Origin of the sequence: Streptomyces sp. NPDC088157 (assembly GCF_044741545.1) — a bacterium.
In the GTDB taxonomy this organism is placed as follows: domain Bacteria; phylum Actinomycetota; class Actinomycetes; order Streptomycetales; family Streptomycetaceae; genus Streptomyces.
This window is the reverse complement of sequence record NZ_JBIUSU010000009.1, coordinates 309,376-330,132: the sequence shown is the minus strand read 5'-3', so window position 1 is coordinate 330,132 and position 20,757 is coordinate 309,376. Positions and strand designations below refer to the sequence as shown.

The window sequence follows — 20,757 nt, the reverse complement described above, 5'->3', positions numbered from 1 at the left end:
CAGGACGTGAAGGCCTAGGTGTCGCACTCCAGCACCGTCCGGCACAACCCGCACCGCGCCCGGACCCGCCCCCGCACCGGCACCCTGATCCGCTGATGGCAGGTGGGACAAGGGAACGTCACCCGCAGCGACCCCGGCGCGTCCGGGACGAAGGCGTACAAAGTGTCCGGGGCCGCCGCCGACCCGTGGTCCTGGGCGTGCCGGCGGTCCCGGGCATAACGGCGCCGACCCGCCCACCCCGCAGCCGTCAGCGGAGGCTGCCGCTCGTCATGACGAGCCCGCTCCATACCCCGCCCGTACGCCGTGTACGCCTGCGCACTGGTGAACCACACCGACGGATCCTCACCGAAGACCAGCGACCGCTTCGCCAGCACGTACCCGAACTCCTCCGGCGTCAGATACCCCAGCTTCTGCGAGGACGCCGCGTCCTCCCGGTACGCGTCGAGGAGCAGCCAGCCCGCCCCCAGATACGTCGTCGCCGTGTCCGTCAGGATCTCGTTGTCCCGCGTGCCCGGGAACGACAGGCCCAGCCGATGCAGATAGACGTGCATGATCTCGTGCGCCAGAGCCGCGCCGATGTCCCGCCGATGCGTACGGAACCGGTCGTTCAACTCCACGAAGTACTCAGGCCCCGCCGCGAGTTCGATGTTCGCCGCATGCTCCATCTCACGGAAGGCGACGATCATCCGCGCGTCCGGCAACCGGTAGTGCCGCACCAGCTCGCGGGCCACCCGCTGCACCCCCAGATGCAGGTCGTCCGTGTCGCAGAACGCCACGTCCGCCGGCGCCACACTGCTCGCGAACTGGTGGACGGTGTCGTACGACAACCGCTTGTACAACGCCGTGACAGCCGCCCGCACCGTCTCGAGATGCGGGTATCCGTGCTCCACCGGCCCGCCGTTCGCCACGCCCGCACCCCCAAGACGCCGAGAACCCCGTTCCACTGTACGGGCAGCCCCGAACCCCGGTGAGGGCATGCCCTAGGGTGATCGCCCATGACCACCAGCAACACCCCTCGACCCGGCGGCGACGTCGACCCCGCCGTCCGCGAGGAACTCGCCCGCCTGCGCGACAGCATCGACAACATCGACGCCGCCGTCGTCCACATGCTCGCCGAGCGCTTCAAGGCCACCCAGCAGGTCGGCCACCTCAAGGCCCGCCACCAGCTGCCGCCCGCCGACCAGGCCCGCGAGGCCCGCCAGATCGCCCGGCTGCGCACCCTCGCCGAGAACGCCAAACTCGACCCCGCGTTCGCCGAGAAGTTCCTCAACTTCATCATCGCCGAGGTGATCCGTCACCACGAGCGCATCGCCGAGGACACCGTCAACGGCTCGGCCCCCTCGCCCAACTGACCACGCCGGCCGACCGTCCGACACGCCCCCACCCCACCGAACGGCACCGCGCGTGACCCGGCGGACACAACCCGTCAGCCGACCGCCGCCCGCACCGCCGCCCGCCCGCTCCGCCCACCGCGCCGCCGAACCGGAACGGCGCCCCGGCGCGAGAAAGGACATAGGGCGCGTACCGATCCGCCCCTGTGCCGGACCAGCACGATCAGGCAGCATGTCGTTCATGTCCGTACTGACGCGCGACGAAGCGCAGAGCCGTGCCAAGCACCTCGACGTCCACCGCTACACCATCGAGCTCGACCTGACGACCGGCGACGAGACCTTCGAGTCCCACACCGTCATCCGGTTCGCCACGCGCGCCAGCGGGGACACCTTCGTCGAGCTCAAGCCCGCGGCACTGCACTCCGTCACCCTCGACGGCGAGCCCCTCGACCCCGAGACCCTCGACGACAACCGGCTCCCGCTGAAGAACCTCACCGCCGGCGACCACGAACTGCGCGTCCGGGCGAGCATGCGCTACTCCCGCACCGGCGAAGGCATGCACCGCTTCACCGACCCCACCGACGGCGAGACCTACCTCTACACCCAGCTCTTCATGGACGACGTCCAACGCGTCTTCGCCGCCTTCGACCAGCCCGACCTCAAATCGGTCTTCGAGCTGACCGTCAAAGCCCCCGAAACCTGGACCGTCCTCGCCAACAGCATCACCGAACACCTCGGCGAAGGCCGCTGGCAGGCCGCCCCCACCCCCCTCATCTCCACCTACCTCGTCGCCGTCGCCGCCGGCCCCTGGCACTCCGTACGCACCGAACACCACGGCCTCCCCCTCGGCCTGCACTGCCGCCGCTCCCTGGCCCCCCACCTCGACGCCGACGCCGACGAACTCCTCGAAATCACCCAGCAGTGCTACGACCGCTACCACGAGAAGTTCGAGGAGCCCTACCCCTTCGACTCCTACGACCAGGCGTTCGTCCCCGAGTTCAACGCCGGCGCCATGGAGAACCCCGGCCTCGTCACCTTCCGCGACGACTTCGTCTACCGCTCCGCCGTCACCGACACCGAACGCCAGACCCGCGCCATGGTCATCGCCCACGAGATGGCCCACATGTGGTTCGGCGACCTCGTCACCCTCCAGTGGTGGGACGACATCTGGCTCAACGAGTCCTTCGCCGAGTACATGGGCTACCAGACCCTCACCGAAGCCACCCGCCACACCGACACCTGGACCGACTTCGGCGTCGTCCGCAAGGCCTGGGGCTACGACGCCGACCAGCGCCCCTCCACCCACCCCGTCGCCCCCGAGAACGTCGACGACACCGCCTCCGCGCTCCTCAACTTCGACGGCATCTCCTACGCCAAGGGCGCCTCCGCACTACGCCAACTCGTCACCTGGCTCGGCGAGAAGGACTTCCTCGCCGGCATCAACACCCACTTCGCCCGCCACCGGTTCGCCAACGCCACCCTCGCCGACTTCATCGACTCCCTCGCCGCCCACACCGACCGCGACGTCCACGCCTGGGCCGACGCCTGGCTGCGCACCACCGGCGTCGACACCCTCACCCCCACCCTCGGCGGCAGCAACGGCGACCACACCCTGACCGTCGACCACCAGGGCAGCCGCCCGCACCGCGTCGCCGTCGGCCTCTACGACCTCGACCTCGGCGACGAAGGCCGCCTCACCCTGCGCGAACGCCTCGAAGTCGACATCCCGCAGAAGACCCCGCAGTCCATCGGCAAGCGCCCCGCCCTCCTGCTGCTCAACGACAGCGACCTCACCTACACCAAGGTCCGCTTCGACCCCACCTCCTTCGAAACCGTCCGCACCAGCCTCTCCGGACTGCCCGACCCGCTCACCCGCGCCGTCGTCTGGAACGCCCTGCGCGACGCCGTCCGCGACGGCGACCTCGCCCCCACCGCCTACCTCGAGGCCGCCCGAGCCCACCTCCCGAAGGAAACCGACCTCGCCCTCGTCGAAGGCGTCCTCGCCTTCGCCTCCCGCCAGGTCGCCGACCGCTACGTCACCCCCGAACAGCGCCCCGCCGCCGTCGCCACCCTCTCCGCCCTCTGCCGCGACCTCATCCGCCGCACCGAGGACGGCGACCACCCCGGCCTGCGCCTCATCGCCGTACGCCACTTCATCGACGTCGCCGCCCACCCCGACACCATCGCAGCCTGGCTCGCCGACGGCACCGTCCCCGGCGGCCCCGAACTCGACCCCGACCTGCGCTGGCGCGTCCTCGCCCGGCTCGCCGTCCTCGGCGCCACCGACGACGACGCCATCACCGCCGAACTCGACCGCGACCCCTCCGCCACCGGCCAGGAAGGCGCCGCGCGCTGCCGCGCCGCCCTCCCCGACGCGGAGACCAAGGAGCGGGCCTGGGCGGCGATGTTCTCCTCCGACAGCCTCTCGAACTACCTCTTCACCGCCACCGCCCAAGGCTTCTGGCAACCCGAACAGACCGACCTCCTGACCGACTACGTCCCCCGCTTCTACCAGGACGCCGTCACCCTCGCCGCCCGCCGCGGCCCCGCCATCGCCGAAGCCGCGGGCCGCTGGGCCTTCCCCACCCACGCCGCCGACCCCGAGAACCTCCGCCTGGGCGAGGAGTGTCTGGCCGACGCCGACCCCACCCCCGCCCTGCGCCGCAAACTCGTCGACCAACTCGACGATCTGGCACGGGCATTGAGGGTGAGGGAGGCATAGCGGCACCGCCATCGAGGGCGACGCGGGTGAGGCGGGTGAGGCGGTCGAGGCGGGGCCCCCGAAACTGCGGCCTTTCGGATCGCTCCTCAGCCGATCCGCCAGGAACGGAGCTTCTCGGGGTTTCGCACCGCCCAGACACGCCTGATCCGGTCGCCCGCGATCTCGAACGCGAACACGGTCGCGATACTGCCGTCCTGCCGCGCCACCAAGCCGGGCAGACCGTTGACTGTGCACTCCAGCAACGTCGTGCGGCCGGCCCACAGACGGGAGATCTCGGCGTAGGCATGTGCGATCCGCTCACCACCCACGAGCGGACGCAGGTGGGTGACAGCCAGCCCACCACCGTCAGCGGTCGCGGTGGCGTCGGGGTCGAGCAGGCCGACCAGGGCCTCGATGTCCTTGGCCTCCCACGCGGTTCTGAACCGCCTGACGATGCCGGCCTGCCCGGCACCCGGGACCGCCGAGGTCTGCACACCGCGGATACGACGGCGCGCGGACGAGGCCAGCTGGCGGCACGCCGCCGGACTACGGCCTACGACCCCGGCGACCTCGCCGAAGGGGTAGCGGAAGACGTCGTGCAGGACGAACGCGACCCGCTCGGCCGGGGTCATCGAATCGAGGACGACCAGGAACGCCATCGTCACCGACTCGTCGAGAGTGACCCGGTCGGCCGGATCGATCCCGCCACCGCCGGAACGCCCGTTGATCCACTCCGTGGGCTCGGGCAGCGGCTCCGGGATCCAGTCACCCACATACGTCTCCCGCCTGGCCCGCGCCGAACCGAGCAGATTCAGACAGATGCGGCCGGCCACCGTCATCAGCCAGGCACCGGGCGACTCGATGGCCCGCTGCTCCCGCGCCGACAGGGCATACCAGCGGGCGTAGGTCTCCTGCACGACGTCCTCGGCGTCCGCCAAGGACCCCAGGAGCCGATAGCCCAGATTGATCAGCCGGCGCCGCTCACTCATGATCGCGCCGAGGTCCGGATCGCTCCGATCGTCGCCGTGCTCGCCTCTGGTCGTCATCGTCCGGCCGTCTCCCTCGCTCGCCTCTGTGCCTCTACCCCTTACGACAAGGCAGCGCATCGGAATGTGAGACCGACACGCCGCCTCACATTCCGACGGGCTGCCTTGTCGTACCGGTGAGGACGACGACAAGACGGAGAGGCGACTTTGATGAACGACTTCCAGGCCATCGCGGACCGCGTCGAGATCGAGGCACTGCGCGGCGAGTTCACCGACGCGGCGATGATGCGCGACCGACCCCGCCTGGCATCGCTGTTCACACCGGACGGAGCCCTGCGCATGCCCAACATCCCCGCCGAAATGGTCGGCCGAGAAGAGATCCGCGTCCAGGGCGAGCGGCTGCAGAGTCTGTGGGACTTCTTCGTACAGAACACACACCCCGGCACGATCCTCCTCGACGGCGACACCGCGACCGGCCGCGCCTACATCCAGGAACTCGCACGCACCCTCGACGGACGCCAGGGCCTGAACTACGCCGTCTACCACGACCGCTACCGACGCACCGCCGAAGGCTGGAAGTTCGCCGAGCGGGTGTACGAGGTCAGATACCTCGACACCTCCCCGCTGGCGGGCACCGCACCCCACACGGCACGGGATTCCGGGACCAACCCGGCAGACACCACGGCCACCCCCGCCCCGGCCGCCTCCTTCGCCGACCCGGCACCTGCCGAACGACTGGAACGGGCAGCCGCCGCACTGCGCGCCAACGGCTTCACCGCCGAGATCCTCGACGACGCCACCGCCGCGCGCGCCCGCGTCAAGGACCTGCTCCCCGAGGGCGCCACCGTGCTCACCGGAGCCAGCGAGACCCTCCGGCTCTCCGGCATCGACGAGGACATCAACGCCGGCGGCCGGTACGACGCCGTCAGGCCGCGCATCCTGGCCATCGACCGTGCCACCGGCGCCGACGAGATCCGACGGCTGGCCGCCGGCCCCGAATTCGTCGTCAACAGCGTCGCCGCGGTCACCGAGACCGGCTCGCTCGTTCTCGCCTCGGGCAGCGGCAGCCAACTCCCCGCCAACGCGGGCGGCGCCGCCCACGCGGTCTGGATCATCGGCGCGCAGAAGGTGGTGCCCGACCTGAGCACAGCCATGCGCCGGGTCGAGGAGCACGCCCTCCCACTCGAGAACGAACGCGCCCAGGCGGTGTACGGGATGCCCAGCGCCGTCAACCGCCTGCTCATCCTCAACGCCGAACCCCGCCCAGGGCGCGGCACCGTACTGCTGCTCCGAGAAGCCATCGGATACTGACCCGGCCCCGAGCCCCTGCCGGCCAAGGGCTCGGAGCCGGTCATCGAGAGCGGCGACCCGGACGGTGACTTCGCAGAGGACCGCGAGCTCGCCGTACCGGGTCGCCACCGCCCAGTCCCGCTCGAGGCGGCCGACCAGCACCCACCCGCACCGGGCCCACACCCCGACCACCCCCAGCCGCCCCTCCCGGCGACGCCCACACCCCGACCACCCCCAGCCGCCCCTCCCGGCGACGCCCACACCCCGACCACCCCCAGCCGCCCCTCCCGGCGACGCCCACCACCGGCCCCGGCGCCAGGTCTCGCGCCGGCCCCGGCGCGAGGTCCCGCCCCGGGCGCCACACGTCACCCTGGTCCGGCGCCAGGACCCGCCCCGGTCCTCGCGAAAGATCCCGCGCACCGCCCTCGGCCCCGGCCCCGGCCCGGGCACCAGGTCCCGCCCCGGCCCGGGCACCAGGTCCCGCCTCCGTGCCCCCCGCCACGCATCACGCTGGGCCGGCGCTACGTCCCACGCTGGCCCCTGCGCCAGGTCCCGCGCACCGCCCCGGCCAGGCGCCACGCACCACCCCGCCCGGTCCGGCGCCACGTCCCGCCCCGGTCCCGGCGCAAGGTCGCGTACCACCCGGCGCCACGCGTCACCCTGGCCCGGCGCCCCCTCCCGCACCGGCGCCGCAGGCGCACATCCCCCTTTAGGGTTCCGATCGGCGCATGTTTCGGGCGCGGCGGCGCAATCCCCGACAAGCTGACACTCCCCGCTGCGGACATCCGACCCCGCGCCCCGGAGGAGCCCCCGTGAGCATGCCGCCCCTCGCCTCAGGACCCGAAGGCCCCGACGCCCTACGGCCGTTGCTCACGACCGTCCTCGACGCCCTCACCACCGGCACCCGGGCACGCGGAGGACCACTGCCCGCAGGCGGACCCCAAACGGTCGCCACCCGCCTACGGAACGCCGTCGGAGACCTGCTCCCCGAACACGGCGACCCGCACGCCCTCACCACCCTCGTCCACGCCCTCGCCGAAGGCGCCGCCGACCCCGCCGACCCCCTCTGCGCAGCCCACCTGCACTGCCCGCCCCTCGCCGTCGCCACCGCCGCCGACCTCGCCGCCTCCGCCCTCAACCCCTCCCTCGACTCCTGGGACCAGGCACCCGCCGCCTCCGAACTCGAGGCACTCGTGACCCGGACCCTCGCCGCCCAGGCCGGCATGGCCGACGCACTCGTCACCACCGGCGGGACCGAAGCCAACCAACTCGCCCTCCTCCTCGCCCGCGAAACCAACGGCCCCACCCTCAAGCTCATCTGCGGCGCCAACGCCCACCACTCCCTGCCCCGCGCCGCCTGGCTCCTCGGCCTCCCCGACCCCCTGATCCTCCCCACCCCCACCGGCACCCTCGACCCCACCACCCTCGCCCACACCCTCACCACCCAGCCAGGCCCCCTCATCGTCGCCGCCACCGCCGGCACCACCGACGCCGGACTCATCGACCCCCTCCCCGCCATCGCCGCCCTCACCACCACCCACGGCGCCCGCCTCCACATCGACGCCGCCTACGGAGGCGGCCTCCTCTTCAGCGACCGCCACCGCCACCTGCTCACCGGCCTCGACACCGCCCACACCGTCACCCTCGACCTGCACAAACTCGGCTGGCAACCCATCGCCGCCGGACTCCTCGCCATCCGCGACACCCACGACCTCACCGCCCTCCACCACCACGCCGACTACCTCAACGCCGACGACGACACCGAAGCCGGCCTCCCCGACCTCCTCGGCCGCTCCCTCCGCACCACCCGACGCCCCGACACCCTCAAAATCGCCGTCACCCTCAAAACCCTCGGCCGCACCGGCCTCGGCACACTCGTCGACCAAGTCTGCGCCCACGCCCACGCGTTCGCCGACCTCATCACCACACACCCCGGCTTCGAACTCCACGCCCCACCCACCATCAGCACCGTCCTCTTCCGCCCCACCGGCGTCACCGACGACACCGTCGCCACCATCCGCCGCCGCCTCCTCACCCAAGGCCGCGCCGTCCTCGGCCGAGCCCGCCTCGACAACCGGCTCTGGCTCAAAGCCACCCTCCTCAACCCCCACACCCACCCAGCCGACCTGACCACCCTCCTCGAACTGGCAGAAGGAAACACCCCCCGATGAACACGCCCCCACACCCCGGCACCCCCCGCGACCTCGTCGGCATCGGCATCGGCCCCTGCAACCTCTCCCTCGCCGCCCTCGCCCACCCACTCGCCGAACTCGACACCGTCTTCTACGAACAACGCCCCCGCTTCGACTGGCACCCCGGCCTCCTCCTCGACGGCGCCCGCATCCAAGTCCCCTTCCTCGCCGACCTCGTCACCCTCGCCGACCCCACCAGCCCCTGGACCTTCCTCAACTACCTCAAAACCCACCAACGCCTCTACCCCTTCTACTTCGCCGAGCGCTTCCACATCCAGCGCGCCGAATACGACACCTACTGCCGCTGGACCGCCGACAACCTCCCCGCACTCCACTTCCGCCACCAGGTCGACGCCGTCCGCTGGAACCCCGAACGCGACATCTTCGAAGTCGACCACACCCAACTCGACACCCACGGCGAAGCCGAAGCCCTCGGCCGCACCCACACCCGCAACGTCGTCCTCGGCATCGGCACCGAGCCCTACATCCCCGACGCCCTACGCCCCCTCGTCGACACACCCGGCGTACCCGTCATCCACGCCAACGACTACCTCACCCACCGCGACACCCTCCTCACCGCCGGCCACATCACCGTCGTCGGCTCAGGACAATCCGGCGCCGAAGTCTTCCTCGACCTGCTCCGCCACCGCCCCACCGGCCACGAACAACTCCACTGGATCGGCCGCACCGACGCCTTCGCCCCCATGGAGTACTCCAAACTCGGCCTCGAACACTTCACCCCCGACTACACCCGCTACTTCCACGCCCTCCCCGAGAACACCCGCGACCGCCTCACCACCACCCAATGGCAACTCCACAAAGGCATCGACGCAGGCACCCTCACCGCCATCCACGAAGAGCTCTACCGACGCACCCTCCACGGCGACTGGCCCGACACCGTCCTCACCCCCGGAGTCCGCGTCCGCACCGCAGGCCGCATCGCCACCACCAAGATCGAACTCCACCTCGAACACCTCCAGCAGAACACCCGCACCCGCCTCACCACCGACGCCGTCGTCCTCGCCACCGGACACCGCGAACGCCCCCTCGACCGCATCCTCGCCGGCCTCGACCCCTACATCCGCCGCGACAACAGCGAACGCCCCCGCGTCGACGAACACTTCCGCCTCGTCCTCGACCCCTCCGTCACCGCCACCGGCTGCAACGTCTACGTCCAGAACGCCGAACGCCACACCCACGGCGTAGGCGCCCCCGACCTCGGCCTCGCCGCCTGGCGCAGCGCCACCATCCTCAACACCCTCACCGGCAAAGAGACCTACCCCCTCCCCACCCGCACCGCCTTCACCACCTTCGGACTCGAACAACCACAACCCCGAGTCCCCCAAGCCCGACAAGCACCCACCCTCACCCCCCTCGCCGACCGACGCTGAAAGCCACACCCGACACCCACAGCCCACGCACGCGAAAGGCGGTGCTCCCACAGTGACCGACCCGGCCACCGCACGAAACACCGCCCACCGCCCCACAGGACCACACGAGCGCGGAACCCCTAGAACACCGGCGTACCGTCACGCGTCAACTTCCAGTCCACCGACGCGAAGTCCTTCGGATCCAGCACACCCTTCGCCGTCACCCACTCCGAGATCCGCGTACGGATCTCCGTCGACTCCGACCACAACTCCTGCGCCGACGCCACATGCGGGAACGCCCCACCACCATTGGCCCGATAATTGTTCACCGCCAGCACGAACTGCTGAGCATCGTCCAACGCCACCCCGTTGAACGTCAGATTCCTGATCCGCGAACCCGCCGCCTGCGCGATGTCGATCTCGTACACCAGACCCGACACATAGTCGTAGTTGTAGTCCGGACGCCCCGCCGCGTTCGTCAGCTTCTCCGTGTCGACCACCGCACCCGCAGCCGTCTGCACGAAATACTGCGCCGAGTACTCCAGGTACGCCCGCACCTGCGCACCCGTCAGCAGCTTCGCCACCAGCGTGTTGTCATACACGTACAGGCTCGACAGGTCCCGGATCGTCACCTGGCCCGCCGGGATCGCCGACGTCCGCGAGAACGGCGACGCCTGCGCGATCACCGGCAGCGAGGCGTACGACGTACCGGCCAGCGCCGCCTTGACGACATCCTCCTGCACCTTCGTGATCAGGTCGATGATCGGCGCGTCCTTGTACCGCGCCTCCACCGTCGTCAACGTCTCCGTCGCCGAACCGACCACCTGGTTGACGTACGCCACGACCTTCGCGTGCTCGTCACCCAGCAACCTCGTGATCCTCGGATCGTCCGCCACCGAGTTGGAGTTCAGCACCTTCGAAGCGACGGACTCGACCGCCCACCGCCCCTTCTCGAACACCAGCTCCACATCGAACACCGACAGCCGCTCCGCATACGCCAACGGCTCCGACAACACGACCGTCTTCCCGGTCTTCACGTTGACGACCTTCAGCTCCGGAATCTCCACATGCGCATGCCCCACCAGAACCGCGTCGATGTCCGGCACCTGCTGCGCCACCAACGCCGCCGAATTCTCCACATACGGCAACTGGTCACCGTACGACGACGTACCCGACGAACCCGAATGCGCCGACACGATCACCACATCCGCACCCAGCGACTTCAGCCTCGGCACCCACTTCGCCGCCTGCTCCTCAAGACCCGGGAACGCCAGCTTCCCCTGCACATACGCCTTGTCCCAGATCGCGATACCCGGATTCGTCAGCCCGAGCACCGCCACCTTCACCGGCGGCGCGCCCTTCACACAGAACGTCTTGATCACGTAAGGCACAAACGCCGGCTTCAGCGTCTTCGCGTCCACCGCGTTCGCCCCCAGCAGCGGGAACCGCAACTGCGACTCGAACTTCCGCAGCGTCTCGATGCCGTAGTTGAACTCATGATTGCCCAGCGCCGCCGCGTCATACCCGATCGCGTTCATCGCCTGCGCCATCGGATGCACCGGACCACCCTTGGCGGTGATCGGATCCACCTTCGCGTAGTAATACGTCAGCGGAGTGCCCTGGATCGTGTCACCCGCGTCCAGCAGCAGCGTGTTCTCGCGCCCCTTCTCCTCACGGATCTGGTTCACCAGCGTCGAGATCCGCGCCAACCCCTGCGCGTTACCGGCCGCGTCCTTGTACTCCGCGTCCTTGAAGTAGTCCCAGTTGAACACGTGACCATGCAGATCCGTCGTCCCCAACACCGTCAGCGCATACCGCTTCGGCTGCTTGACCGGCTTCCCCGGCTTCTTCGCCTCGGCAGCCCGCGCCGGAGCCACCGCAGCACCCGCGATCGCCACCCCCGCCCCGGTCACAGCGGACTTCTTCAGGAACTTCCGGCGATTCAACGGCATGTCTCATGCTCCTCGGGGAATGGTCAACGACGCGCGTAGATTCTGACCCGGACACGACCGACGGCAACAGGGCCAGGAGGTTTCGATCTGATGACCGGAACGGTCAACTACCGCCGGGCAACGGGGAAAGACATGACAAGGTAGGACGTATGACCTCCCCGCAGAATCCCCCGTACGGCACACCCGACGCCCCCCTCCTCACGGTCCGCGGCGAGGCCGAACTCGAAGTCGACCCCGAGATCGCCCGCATCCACATCACCCTCACCGCCCGCGGCCGCGACCGCCGCACCACCCTCGACGACCTCACCCGCCGCAACACCACCACCCTCGACCTCATCAAGACCTACGGCGACGCAGTCGAGAACCTCTCCACCGGCGCGATCTCCATCACCCCGGAACTCGCCACACGCGGCCGAGGCGAACGCATCCGCACCTACCACGGCACCATCCACCTCACCGCCGAACTCACCGACTTCACCACCCTCGGCGAACTCACCACCCGCCTCGCCGACCTCGACCTCACCCGAATCGACGGCCCCACCTGGGAACTCCGCCCCACCTCACCCGTCCACCGCCAAGCCCGCCAACAAGCCGTACGCGAAGCCGTACAACGGGCCAACGAATACGCCGAGGCACTCGGCACCACCGTCACCGCCCTCCTCGAACTCGCCGACACCGGCACCACGGGAGCACGCCCCCGCGCCGCCTTCGACCGCCGCGCCGTCCGCTTCTCCCTGGCCGCCGCCGACACCGAGACAGACGCACCCGAACCCCTCGACCTCGAACCACAACGCATCCAGGTCCGCGCCGAGGTCAGCGCACAGTTCACGATGAACCCACCCAGCCTGTGAAACCACCCAGCCCGTGAACCCACCCAGCCCGTGAATGCGCTCAGCCTGCCAACGCGCTCGGACCGCGAATCCACCCCACCTGTGAATTCACCCATTCGGGGAAACCGGGTACCCAGGGACACCGGAATCAGGAAAAACGCTCATCAGAGCGACACCCCGCACAATCTACGAGCCGACAACAGTTGACAACAACCCTTCACCCAAAGGTTGTTGAGCGGCCATATCCTCCAAATTCCCTACCCACCGGTAAGACATAAGCTCGAAACATGCGCCGAGCGAAAATCGTCTGCACCCTGGGCCCCGCCACCGACTCCTACGACCAGATCAAAGCCCTGGTCGACGCCGGAATGGACGTAGCCCGCTTCAACCTCAGCCACGGCGGCCACGCCGAGCACGAGGAGCGCTACCAACGCGTCCGCAAGGCCTCCGACGAAACCGGCCACAGCGTCGGCCTCCTCGCCGACCTTCAGGGCCCGAAGATCCGCCTCGGCAACTTCACGGAAGGCCCCGTACTCCTTGAACGCGGCGACACCTTCACCATCACCGTCGAGGAAGGCGTAGAGGGCGACCGTCAGAGGTGCGGCACGACATACGCCGGCCTCGCAGCCGACGTCACCACCGGCGAACGCATCCTCGTCGACGACGGCAAAGTCTGCCTCGAAGTCACAGACGTCGACGGGCCCCGCGTCCACACCCGCGTGATCGAAGGCGGCGTGATCTCCGACCACAAGGGCCTCAACCTCCCCGGCGTCGCCGTCTCCGTCCCCGCCCTCTCCAAAAAGGACGAGGACGACCTCCGCTGGGCACTCCGCACCGGCTTCGACGTCATCGCCCTCTCCTTCGTCCGCAGCGGCCGCGACATCGTGGACGTCCACCGGATCATGGACGACGAAGGCCGCCGCCTCCCCGTCATCGCCAAGATCGAGAAACCCCAGGCCGTCGAGAACATCGACGACATCGTCGCCGCCTTCGACGGAATCATGGTGGCCCGCGGCGACCTCGGCGTCGAAATGCCCCTCGAACAGGTCCCGATCGTCCAGAAGCGCGCGATCAAGCTGGCCAAGCGCAACGCCAAGCCCGTCATCGTCGCCACCCAGATGCTCGACTCCATGATCGAGAACTCCCGCCCCACCCGCGCCGAAGCCTCCGACGTCGCCAACGCCGTCATCGACGGCACCGACGCGGTCATGCTCTCCGGCGAGACCAGCGTCGGCAAATACGCCATCCAGACCGTCCGCACCATGGCGAAGATCGTCGAAGCGGCCGAAGAGGACATCCTCGCCAAGGGCCTGCCCGACCTCACCGCAAACAACAAACCCCGCACCCAGGGCGGCGCCGTCGCCCGCGCAGCCGCCGAAATCGGCGACTTCCTCGGCGCCAAGTTCCTCGTCGCCTTCACCCAGAGCGGCGACACCGTCCGCCGCCTCTCCCGCTACCGCTCCCCGATCCCCCTCCTCGCCTTCACCCCGGAACCGGCCACGCGCTCCCAGCTCAACCTCACCTGGGGCGTCGAGACGTTCCTCGGCCCGCACGCGGACTCCACCGACGCGATGGTCGACCAGGTGGACGAGCTGCTGCTGAAGTACGGCCGCTGCCAGAAGGGTGACGTGGTGGTCATCACGGCGGGTTCGCTCACCGGGGTCTCGGGCTCGACGAACCTGGTCCGCGTCCACCACGTCGGGGAGGACGACAGCCCCAAGTAGGGGAGTGGCTGAGTCAGTACTTGGGGCCTACGTGGGTGTCGAGTAGGGCCACGTGGGCCTTCTTGGCGACGGAGATGTTGTAGGGGTTCCCGTTGCGGGTGCAGTGCGTCCACTCGATGCCCAGCTTCTCGAGGGTGTCGGTGAACAGCCGCCGGATGTCGTCGGAGACGTTGGTGAAGAAGTACCGGGGGTATTCGTAGCGCTTGCGCTCACCGGCGACGATGCGGGTCGTCCAGTTGGTGATGCGGCACCCGTCGGAGTGGATGAGACCCCGGACGAACTCCCAGGGGTGGGCGTCGACGATGGCCTGCTGCCAGGGCTCGAGGACGATGGGCCGCTCGTGCTTCTTGCCGGGGCCGTGCTGGGGGAACATACAAGTCCAGTGCCTTGTGTACGACTTCACCTCGACGCAGCCGGTTTTGTGACGCTGGCTGACGTTCGGGAGCGGCATCACCTTGCGCATGGCTTCTTCGGCTGCGGCGATCAGGCCGGTCTGCGTGGCGTTGCAAAAGATGGAGAGGTGGTGCTGCTTCGGTTTCGAGACGATGTGGCCGTCGCCGAGATACAAGCCGAGCAGGTAGGCATAGGCGATCTCATCGAACTCGCGGCCGGTGCAATTGGGGCAGTCCGTCGGCTGTTCGTATCTCTCACCACGGGCTTTGCGGTCCTCGCTGCGCCACCAGCCGACGGTTCCGCGCGGAATGTTCAGACGCTCAGCCACGAGACAATTGGGAGCGCCTTGGCGCATCAGCGTGACGGCTTGGGCGCGAATCGAAGGACTGTGCTGTTCCATGCGGTCACTTTGAGCGGGAGAGCGCGACGACACGCAGTAAAAAGCGGATGTTCACGAGAACGGGAACATCCGCCTTCTAAGATCAACCTTAGAATTGAAGGAAAAGTGCCCCGGGTGGGATTCGAACCCACGCTGTCGGTGGTTTGAGCACCGTGTCTCTTCCGCTGGACTACCGGGGCTTCCTCTAAAACGAAGGCGGGCACCGACCCGCCGTGACCCCACCTTACCGCAGCTAGGTAGGCTCTTGTCAGCAGTACCCCTGTGCCCTGAACGAGGAGCCCCCGTGACCGCCCCCGAGTCGCCCCAGCCCGTAGACGCGCCCGACGACGACAAGTCGCACGTGCCTCCGCTGACGACCCGTGTCGTCATCGCCGAGGACGAGGCGCTGATCCGCCTCGACCTCAAAGAGATGCTGGAGGAGGAGGGCTACAGCGTCGTCGGCGAGGCCGGCGACGGTGAGCAGGCGGTCGAGCTGGCCCGTGAGCACAAGCCGGACCTGGTCATCCTCGATGTGAAGATGCCCAAGCTGGACGGCATCTCGGCCGCCGAGAAGATCGCCGAGGAGCGCATCGCTCCGGTGCTGATGCTGACGGCGTTCTCGCAGCGGGACCTCGTCGAGCGGGCGCGTGACGCCGGTGCGATGGCGTATCTGGTGAAGCCGTTCAGCAAGAGTGACGTCGTGCCGGCGATCGAGATGGCCGTGTCGCGTTTCACGGAGTTGCGGGAGCTGGAGAACGAGGTCGCGGATCTGACGCTGCGGCTGGAGACCCGCAAGCTGGTGGACCGGGCGAAGTCGATTCTCCAGACGGAGTACGGGCTGACGGAGCCGGCGGCGTTCCGGTGGATCCAGAAGACGTCGATGGACCGTCGGATGTCGATGCAGCAGGTGGCCGAGGCGGTCATTCAGGATGCCGACGAGAAGAAGTCGTCCAAGGGCTGATCCGCTCGGCGGAAGCGAAACGACGAGGCCCGCGCCCGGAGAAGGGGCGCGGGCCTCGTTGTGTGCGAGGGGGGTGCTCAGTCCTCGCCGAGGTATGCCTTGCGGACGGACTCGTCGTGGAGGAGGTCCCGGCCGGTGCCGGAGAGCACGATCTTGCCGATTTCCATGACGTGGCCCTGGTCGGCGAGCGACAGGGCGGCCTGGGCGTTCTGCTCGATGAGCAGGATGGTCATGCCCTGGGACTTGAGTTCGGCGATGGTGGACATGATCTTCTGCATCATGATGGGGGAGAGGCCCATGGAGGGCTCGTCCAGCATGAGCAGTTTGGGCTGGGACATGAGGGCGCGGCCCATGGCGAGCATCTGCTGTTCGCCGCCGGAGAGGGTGCCGGCGGCCTGCTTGCGGCGCTCTCCCAGGATGGGGAAGAGGTCGTAGGCGCGCTGGATGTCCTTGTCGATGCCGGCTTTGTCGCTGCGGAGGAAGGCGCCGAGGCGGAGGTTGTCCTCGATCGTCATGCGCGGGAAGATGTGCCGGCCCTCGGGGGAGTGGGCGAGTCCGAGCGAGACGATGTCGTGGGCGGGCGTCTTCTTGAGCGATTTGCCGTTGAACTTGATTTGGCCGCCGACGGGCTTGAGCAGGCCGGACAGGGTGCGCAGGGTGGTGGTCTTGCCGGCGCCGTTGGTGCCGATCAGGGTGACGACCTCGCCGGCCTCGACCTTGAACGAGATGCCTTTGACGGCCTCGATCTTGCCGTAGGCGACCCGGAGGTCCTCGACTTCGAGCAGTGCGGTCATCGGTCGTTCTCCTTGCCGGGCGCGGCGTCCGTCGGGGTCTGGGCGCTTCCGGCGTTGGCTTCGGCGGCCTCGACTTCGGCTATTTCTTCGTCGCCGGGGGCGTTTTCGAAGGGTTCGCCGAGGTAGGCGGCGACCACGCGTTCGTCGCCCTGGACGGTGGCGCTGTCGCCTTCGACGAGTTTTTCGCCTTGGACGAGGACGGCGACGCGGTCGCAGAGGTTGAAGATGAAGCGCATGTCGTGCTCGATGACGAGGACGGCGATGCCTTGGTCGCGGATGGCGAAGACGAGTTCTTCGGTGGCGCGGGTTTCCTGGGGGTTCATGCCGGCGGTCGGCTCGTCGAGGAGGAGCAGTCCGGGCTCGCTGGCGAGTGCGCGTGCGATTTCGAGCTTGCGCTGTTCGCCGTAGGGGAGGTTGCGGGCGAGGTGGTCGGCCTTCTTCTCCAGGCCGATGAACTCCAGGAGTTCCATGGCGCGTTCGCGGGAGGCGGCTTCGGCTTTGTGGAAGCCGGGGAGGCGCAGGATGGCGGACCAGAAGCCTTCTTTGGTGCGGGTGTGGCGGCCGACGAGGACGTTTTCCAGGACGGTCATGTTGCCGAAGAGGCGGATGTTCTGGAAGGTGCGGGCGATGCCGGCGGCGGTGACCTTGAAGGATTTCGGCGGGAGGATGTTGCCTTTGAAGCGGACCTCTCCCTCGGTGGGGATGTAGAGGCCGGTGAGGCAGTTGAAGAAGGTGGTTTTGCCGGCGCCGTTGGGGCCGATGAGGCCGACGATCTCGCCGCTGTTGACGGTGAGGTCGACGTTGCGGACGGCGGTGAGGCCGCCGAATCGCATGGTGACGCCGCGGGCGTCGAGCACCGTTTCGCCGACAGGGGCGACAGGGGCGTCCTTGGTGGTGGTGTCGGTGGTCATGGTGGTCAGGCCCCTGCCTTGGTGAGGACGGTGGGCGCTTCCGCGTCTTCGTGGAACTCGAGCTGGCGACGCCGGTTGGGGATCATGCCTTCCGGGCGGAAGCGCATCAGCAGGATGAGTGCGAGGCCGAAGGCGAAGAGTTGGTAGTCGCCGAGGAACTGGAGCTTGTTGGGGATGAGGAAGAGCAGGGAGGCGCCGATGAGGGGTCCGCTGATGGTGCCCATGCCGCCGAGGACGACTGCGGCGAGGAGGAAGGCGGAGTTGGGCGGGATGGGGCCGGCGAAGACGTACTGCTCGGGGGTCACGGTGTAGGTGACGTGGGCTTGTACGGTGCCGGCGAGTCCGGCGAGGGAGGCGCCGACGGCGAAGGCGATGAGTTTGACGCGGAAGCCGTTGATGCCCATGGCGAGGGCGGCGGTCTCGTCTTCGCGGATGGCGACCCAGGCGCGGCCGATGCGGGAGTCGCCGCTGCGTCGGAACACGGTGACGACGATGGCGGTGATGATCAGCATCAGGAAGAAGTAGTTGGCGAAGCGGCCGATGCTGAATCCGGCGATGTCGTGGACGGTTCCGAAGTCGAATCCGAGGATGTTGAGGTTCGGGATGGAGGAGATGCCGTTGGAGCCGTTGGTGATGTCGGGGCCGGAGGTGCCGTCGAGGTTGTTGGCGGTGATGCGGAAGATTTCTCCGAAGCCGAGGGTGACGATGGCGAGGTAGTCGCCGCGCAGTCGCAGGGTGGGGGCGCCGATGAGGACGCCGAAGATGAGGGAGGCGCCGGTGCCGACGAGGGCGGCGGCCCAGAACGGGAAGTGGACGCCGAAGGGGGAGCTGGGGGAGCCGGAGACGAGTGAGGCGGCGTAGGCGCCGACGCCGAGGAAGGCGACGTAGCCGAGGTCGAGGAGTCCGGCGAGGCCGACGACGATGTTCAGGCCGAGGGCGACGGTGGCGAAGATGAGGATGTAGACGCCGACGGTGGCGTACTGGTCGTCGGTCTGGGTGAAGGGGAACATCGCGGCGGCGATGAAGGCGCCGCAGGTGGTGATGTTCTGGTGGCGGGCGGTGATCTGGCCCGCTTGGGCGACGAGGCCGGACTTGTTGAGGGCGGCGAAGCCGAAGCCCGCGGTGATGAGGAAGCCGACGAACAGTTCGTCGTACTCGGTGCCGATGCCGTAGGTGAAGACGGTGAGGCCGAGGGCGAGGACGGCGACGATGATCAGGATCTCGGCGTAGGAGGGCAGCTTGCCGACGGGCTTGGCGGTGCCGGAGCCGAAGGCGGCCTTGATGGTCTCCCACTGGTGGGCGGCCTTGTGCTTGCTGTGTTCCCACGAGGTGTCGTCGGGGTCGATCGGGTCGGCCTCGGGGTGCTCGAAGGGCAGGGCGAGGGCGCCGATGAAGGCGGCGAGGCTGCCTATGGCGACGAGGTAGCCGCCGATTTCGAGGTTGACGACGCCGCCGAGGTCGGCGCTGATCGCGATGACCGTGTACCAGCTGGTGGCGAAGGTGGCGAGGGCGGCGAATTTGATGGCGCCGTCGCCGCCGGCGGGGATGAGCCAGCCGAGGCCCTTGATGCCGTAGGTGGCGAGGGCGAAGAGGGTGGTGAGGGCGGCGCCGATGAGGACGAGGACCTGGAGGCCGCCGGGGTAGCCGTAGACGGTGAGGTCGCCGGGGAAGGCGGAGGTCCAGGTCCAGGCGAGGAAGGTGGAGATGAGGGTGAGGATGGCGCCGCCGGTGGCGAGGGCGCGGCCGGTGGCGGCCGGGATGCCGATGAGGCCGGCCTGGGCGGAAGCGGGCTTGCTGAGCGCTTCGGCGGTGGTGGTCTGTGTCGTCATCGGTGTCACGCCCTGTCCGCGACGCGCTCGCCGAGCAGGCCTTGTGGCCGCAGCAGGAGCACGAGGATGAGGAGTACGAAGGCCCAGACGTCGGCCCAGGCGTTGCTGCCGAACTGGCTCATGCCGGGGATGTCGGCGATGTAGGCGGTGGCCAGGGTTTCGACGACGCCGAGGACGATGCCGCCGATCATGGCTCCGTAGATGTTGCCGATGCCGCCGAGGACGGCTGCGGTGAAGGCCTTGAGTCCGAGGAGGAAGCCCATGGTGAAGGAGATCTGGCCGTACTTGAGGCCGTAGGCGACGCCTCCGATGGCGGCGAAGGTGGCGCCGAGGGCGAAGGCGATCACGATGATGCGGTCGGTGTTGACGCCCATGAGTTTGGCGGTGTCGGGGTCCTGGGCGGTTGCCTGCATGCCGCGGCCGGTGCGGGTCTTCATGACGAAGTAGCCGAGGAAGGCCATGCTGATGGGGGCGGCGATGAGGAGGAAGACGTCGCCGGTCTGGATGGTGACGTTGCCGATTTCGAAGGGGCCGCCGTCGATCTGGGGGAAGACGCGGGCGGATTTGGCTTCGGGGTACCAGGCCCAGACGGCCTGCTGGAGGGCGAGGGAGAGGCCGATGGCGGTGATGAGCGGGGCGAGGCGTGGTGCGTTGCGGAGGGGACGGTAGGCGAACCGTTCCGCTCCCACGGCGACGGTCACGGAGACCATCACGGCTCCGACGAGCATCAGTGGCAGGGCGATTGCCATGGATGTGCCGTCGGGCAGTATGTACGCGTAGACCGTGAGAGCGCCGAACGCTCCGGTCATGAAGATCTCGCCGTGGGCGAAGTTGATGAGCTGGACAATGCCATAGACCATTGTGTAGCCGATGGCGACAAGGCCGTACATGGATCCCAGTAGCAGGCCGTTGACCAGCTGCTGCGGCAGTTCGTTCACCGCATGTCCTCCGAGACGGTTCGGATGTTTCGACGGGGGGCCGGATGCGAGTCCGGGCGGGGGGGCGGGGGGCCCCCCCCCCCCGGGGGGGGGGGGGGGGGGGGGGGTGGGGGGTGGGGGGGGGGGGGTGGGGGGGGGGGGGGGGGGTGAAGGGACCCGTGGCGGATGGGGGGGCG

Annotated in this window: 16 protein-coding genes and 1 tRNA gene; 8 read left to right on the top strand and 9 right to left on the bottom strand. The window is 68.8% G+C overall.

Going from position 1 to position 20,757, the window contains the following annotated elements:
- Positions 1-14 precede the first annotated feature (14 nt).
- Positions 15-908 (bottom strand): hypothetical protein, encoded by an 894-nt coding sequence (locus ACIPFH_RS33485; RefSeq protein WP_401832443.1) that lies wholly within the window; start codon positions 906-908, stop codon positions 15-17.
- Between the two features lie 87 nt (positions 909-995).
- On the opposite strand from ACIPFH_RS33485, the gene ACIPFH_RS33480 reads away from it, so the two are divergent.
- Both ACIPFH_RS33480 and pepN read left to right on the top strand, forming a co-directional pair.
- Positions 996-1,352: a chorismate mutase gene (locus ACIPFH_RS33480; protein ID WP_401832441.1), complete on the top strand. Its 357-nt coding sequence runs from the start codon at positions 996-998 to the stop codon at positions 1,350-1,352.
- Positions 1,353-1,572: 220 nt separating this feature from the next.
- The gene (gene pepN / locus ACIPFH_RS33475) at positions 1,573-4,053 is read left to right on the top strand and encodes an aminopeptidase N (RefSeq protein ID WP_401832439.1); all 2,481 of its coding nucleotides are present in this window, start codon (positions 1,573-1,575) and stop codon (positions 4,051-4,053) included.
- 86 nt (positions 4,054-4,139) lie between these two features.
- Here the strand turns inward: pepN and sigJ are convergent, their stop codons facing one another.
- A complete protein-coding gene (sigJ, locus tag ACIPFH_RS33470; protein WP_401832437.1) occupies positions 4,140-5,078 on the bottom strand; it encodes an RNA polymerase sigma factor SigJ in 939 nt (312 codons plus the stop codon).
- 150 nt (positions 5,079-5,228) lie between these two features.
- Between sigJ and ACIPFH_RS33465 the strand changes: the two genes are divergently transcribed.
- The 3 genes from ACIPFH_RS33465 to ACIPFH_RS33455 all read left to right on the top strand — a co-directional run bounded on the left by ACIPFH_RS33465 (position 5,229) and on the right by ACIPFH_RS33455 (position 9,891).
- The gene (locus tag ACIPFH_RS33465) at positions 5,229-6,329 is read left to right on the top strand and encodes an LUD domain-containing protein (protein WP_401832436.1); all 1,101 of its coding nucleotides are present in this window, start codon (positions 5,229-5,231) and stop codon (positions 6,327-6,329) included.
- Positions 6,330-7,120: 791 nt separating this feature from the next.
- Entirely contained in the window at positions 7,121-8,479 is a 1,359-nt protein-coding gene (locus ACIPFH_RS33460) for a pyridoxal phosphate-dependent decarboxylase family protein (RefSeq protein WP_401832435.1), read from the top strand.
- A complete protein-coding gene (locus ACIPFH_RS33455; RefSeq protein WP_401832433.1) occupies positions 8,476-9,891 on the top strand; it encodes a lysine N(6)-hydroxylase/L-ornithine N(5)-oxygenase family protein in 1,416 nt (471 codons plus the stop codon). Before ACIPFH_RS33460 ends, ACIPFH_RS33455 begins: the two co-directional genes overlap by 4 nt.
- A 119-nt stretch (positions 9,892-10,010) precedes the next feature.
- Here ACIPFH_RS33455 and ACIPFH_RS33450 read toward each other — a convergent pair whose 3' ends face one another.
- A complete protein-coding gene (locus ACIPFH_RS33450) occupies positions 10,011-11,822 on the bottom strand; it encodes a bifunctional metallophosphatase/5'-nucleotidase (RefSeq protein ID WP_401832430.1) in 1,812 nt (603 codons plus the stop codon).
- A gap of 149 nt (positions 11,823-11,971) precedes the next feature.
- Between ACIPFH_RS33450 and ACIPFH_RS33445 the strand changes: the two genes are divergently transcribed.
- Positions 11,972-12,673 (top strand): SIMPL domain-containing protein, encoded by a 702-nt coding sequence (locus tag ACIPFH_RS33445; protein WP_401832428.1) that lies wholly within the window; start codon positions 11,972-11,974, stop codon positions 12,671-12,673.
- A gap of 266 nt (positions 12,674-12,939) precedes the next feature.
- On the top strand, positions 12,940-14,376 hold the full coding sequence (gene pyk, locus ACIPFH_RS33440) for a pyruvate kinase (protein WP_401832426.1): 1,437 nt from the start codon (positions 12,940-12,942) through the stop codon (positions 14,374-14,376).
- A gap of 13 nt (positions 14,377-14,389) precedes the next feature.
- Here pyk and ACIPFH_RS33435 read toward each other — a convergent pair whose 3' ends face one another.
- Together ACIPFH_RS33435 and ACIPFH_RS33430 are read right to left on the bottom strand one after the other, a co-directional pair.
- Positions 14,390-15,169, bottom strand: a complete 780-nt coding sequence (locus ACIPFH_RS33435) for a helix-turn-helix domain-containing protein (protein WP_401832424.1) — start codon at positions 15,167-15,169, stop codon at positions 14,390-14,392.
- A gap of 106 nt (positions 15,170-15,275) precedes the next feature.
- Positions 15,276-15,348, bottom strand: a tRNA-Leu gene (locus ACIPFH_RS33430).
- A gap of 104 nt (positions 15,349-15,452) precedes the next feature.
- On the opposite strand from ACIPFH_RS33430, the gene ACIPFH_RS33425 reads away from it, so the two are divergent.
- A complete protein-coding gene (locus ACIPFH_RS33425; protein ID WP_351910914.1) occupies positions 15,453-16,109 on the top strand; it encodes a response regulator in 657 nt (218 codons plus the stop codon).
- A gap of 77 nt (positions 16,110-16,186) precedes the next feature.
- Here the strand turns inward: ACIPFH_RS33425 and ACIPFH_RS33420 are convergent, their stop codons facing one another.
- Genes ACIPFH_RS33420 through ACIPFH_RS33405 form a run of 4 tightly spaced genes read right to left on the bottom strand, consistent with a single transcriptional unit; the run spans position 16,187 to position 20,581 of the window.
- Complete coding sequence (locus ACIPFH_RS33420; RefSeq protein ID WP_401832421.1) at positions 16,187-16,903, bottom strand: ABC transporter ATP-binding protein; 717 nt, start codon at positions 16,901-16,903, stop codon at positions 16,187-16,189.
- The gene (locus tag ACIPFH_RS33415) at positions 16,900-17,814 is read right to left on the bottom strand and encodes an ABC transporter ATP-binding protein (protein WP_401832419.1); all 915 of its coding nucleotides are present in this window, start codon (positions 17,812-17,814) and stop codon (positions 16,900-16,902) included. The genes ACIPFH_RS33420 and ACIPFH_RS33415 overlap by 4 nt, the downstream gene beginning before the upstream one ends.
- A 5-nt stretch (positions 17,815-17,819) precedes the next feature.
- Entirely contained in the window at positions 17,820-19,643 is a 1,824-nt protein-coding gene (locus ACIPFH_RS33410; protein ID WP_401832416.1) for a branched-chain amino acid ABC transporter permease, read from the bottom strand.
- 5 nt (positions 19,644-19,648) lie between these two features.
- Positions 19,649-20,581, bottom strand: coding sequence for a branched-chain amino acid ABC transporter permease (locus tag ACIPFH_RS33405; RefSeq protein ID WP_401832415.1), 933 nt, complete (start codon positions 20,579-20,581; stop codon positions 19,649-19,651).
- Positions 20,582-20,757 lie beyond the last annotated feature (176 nt).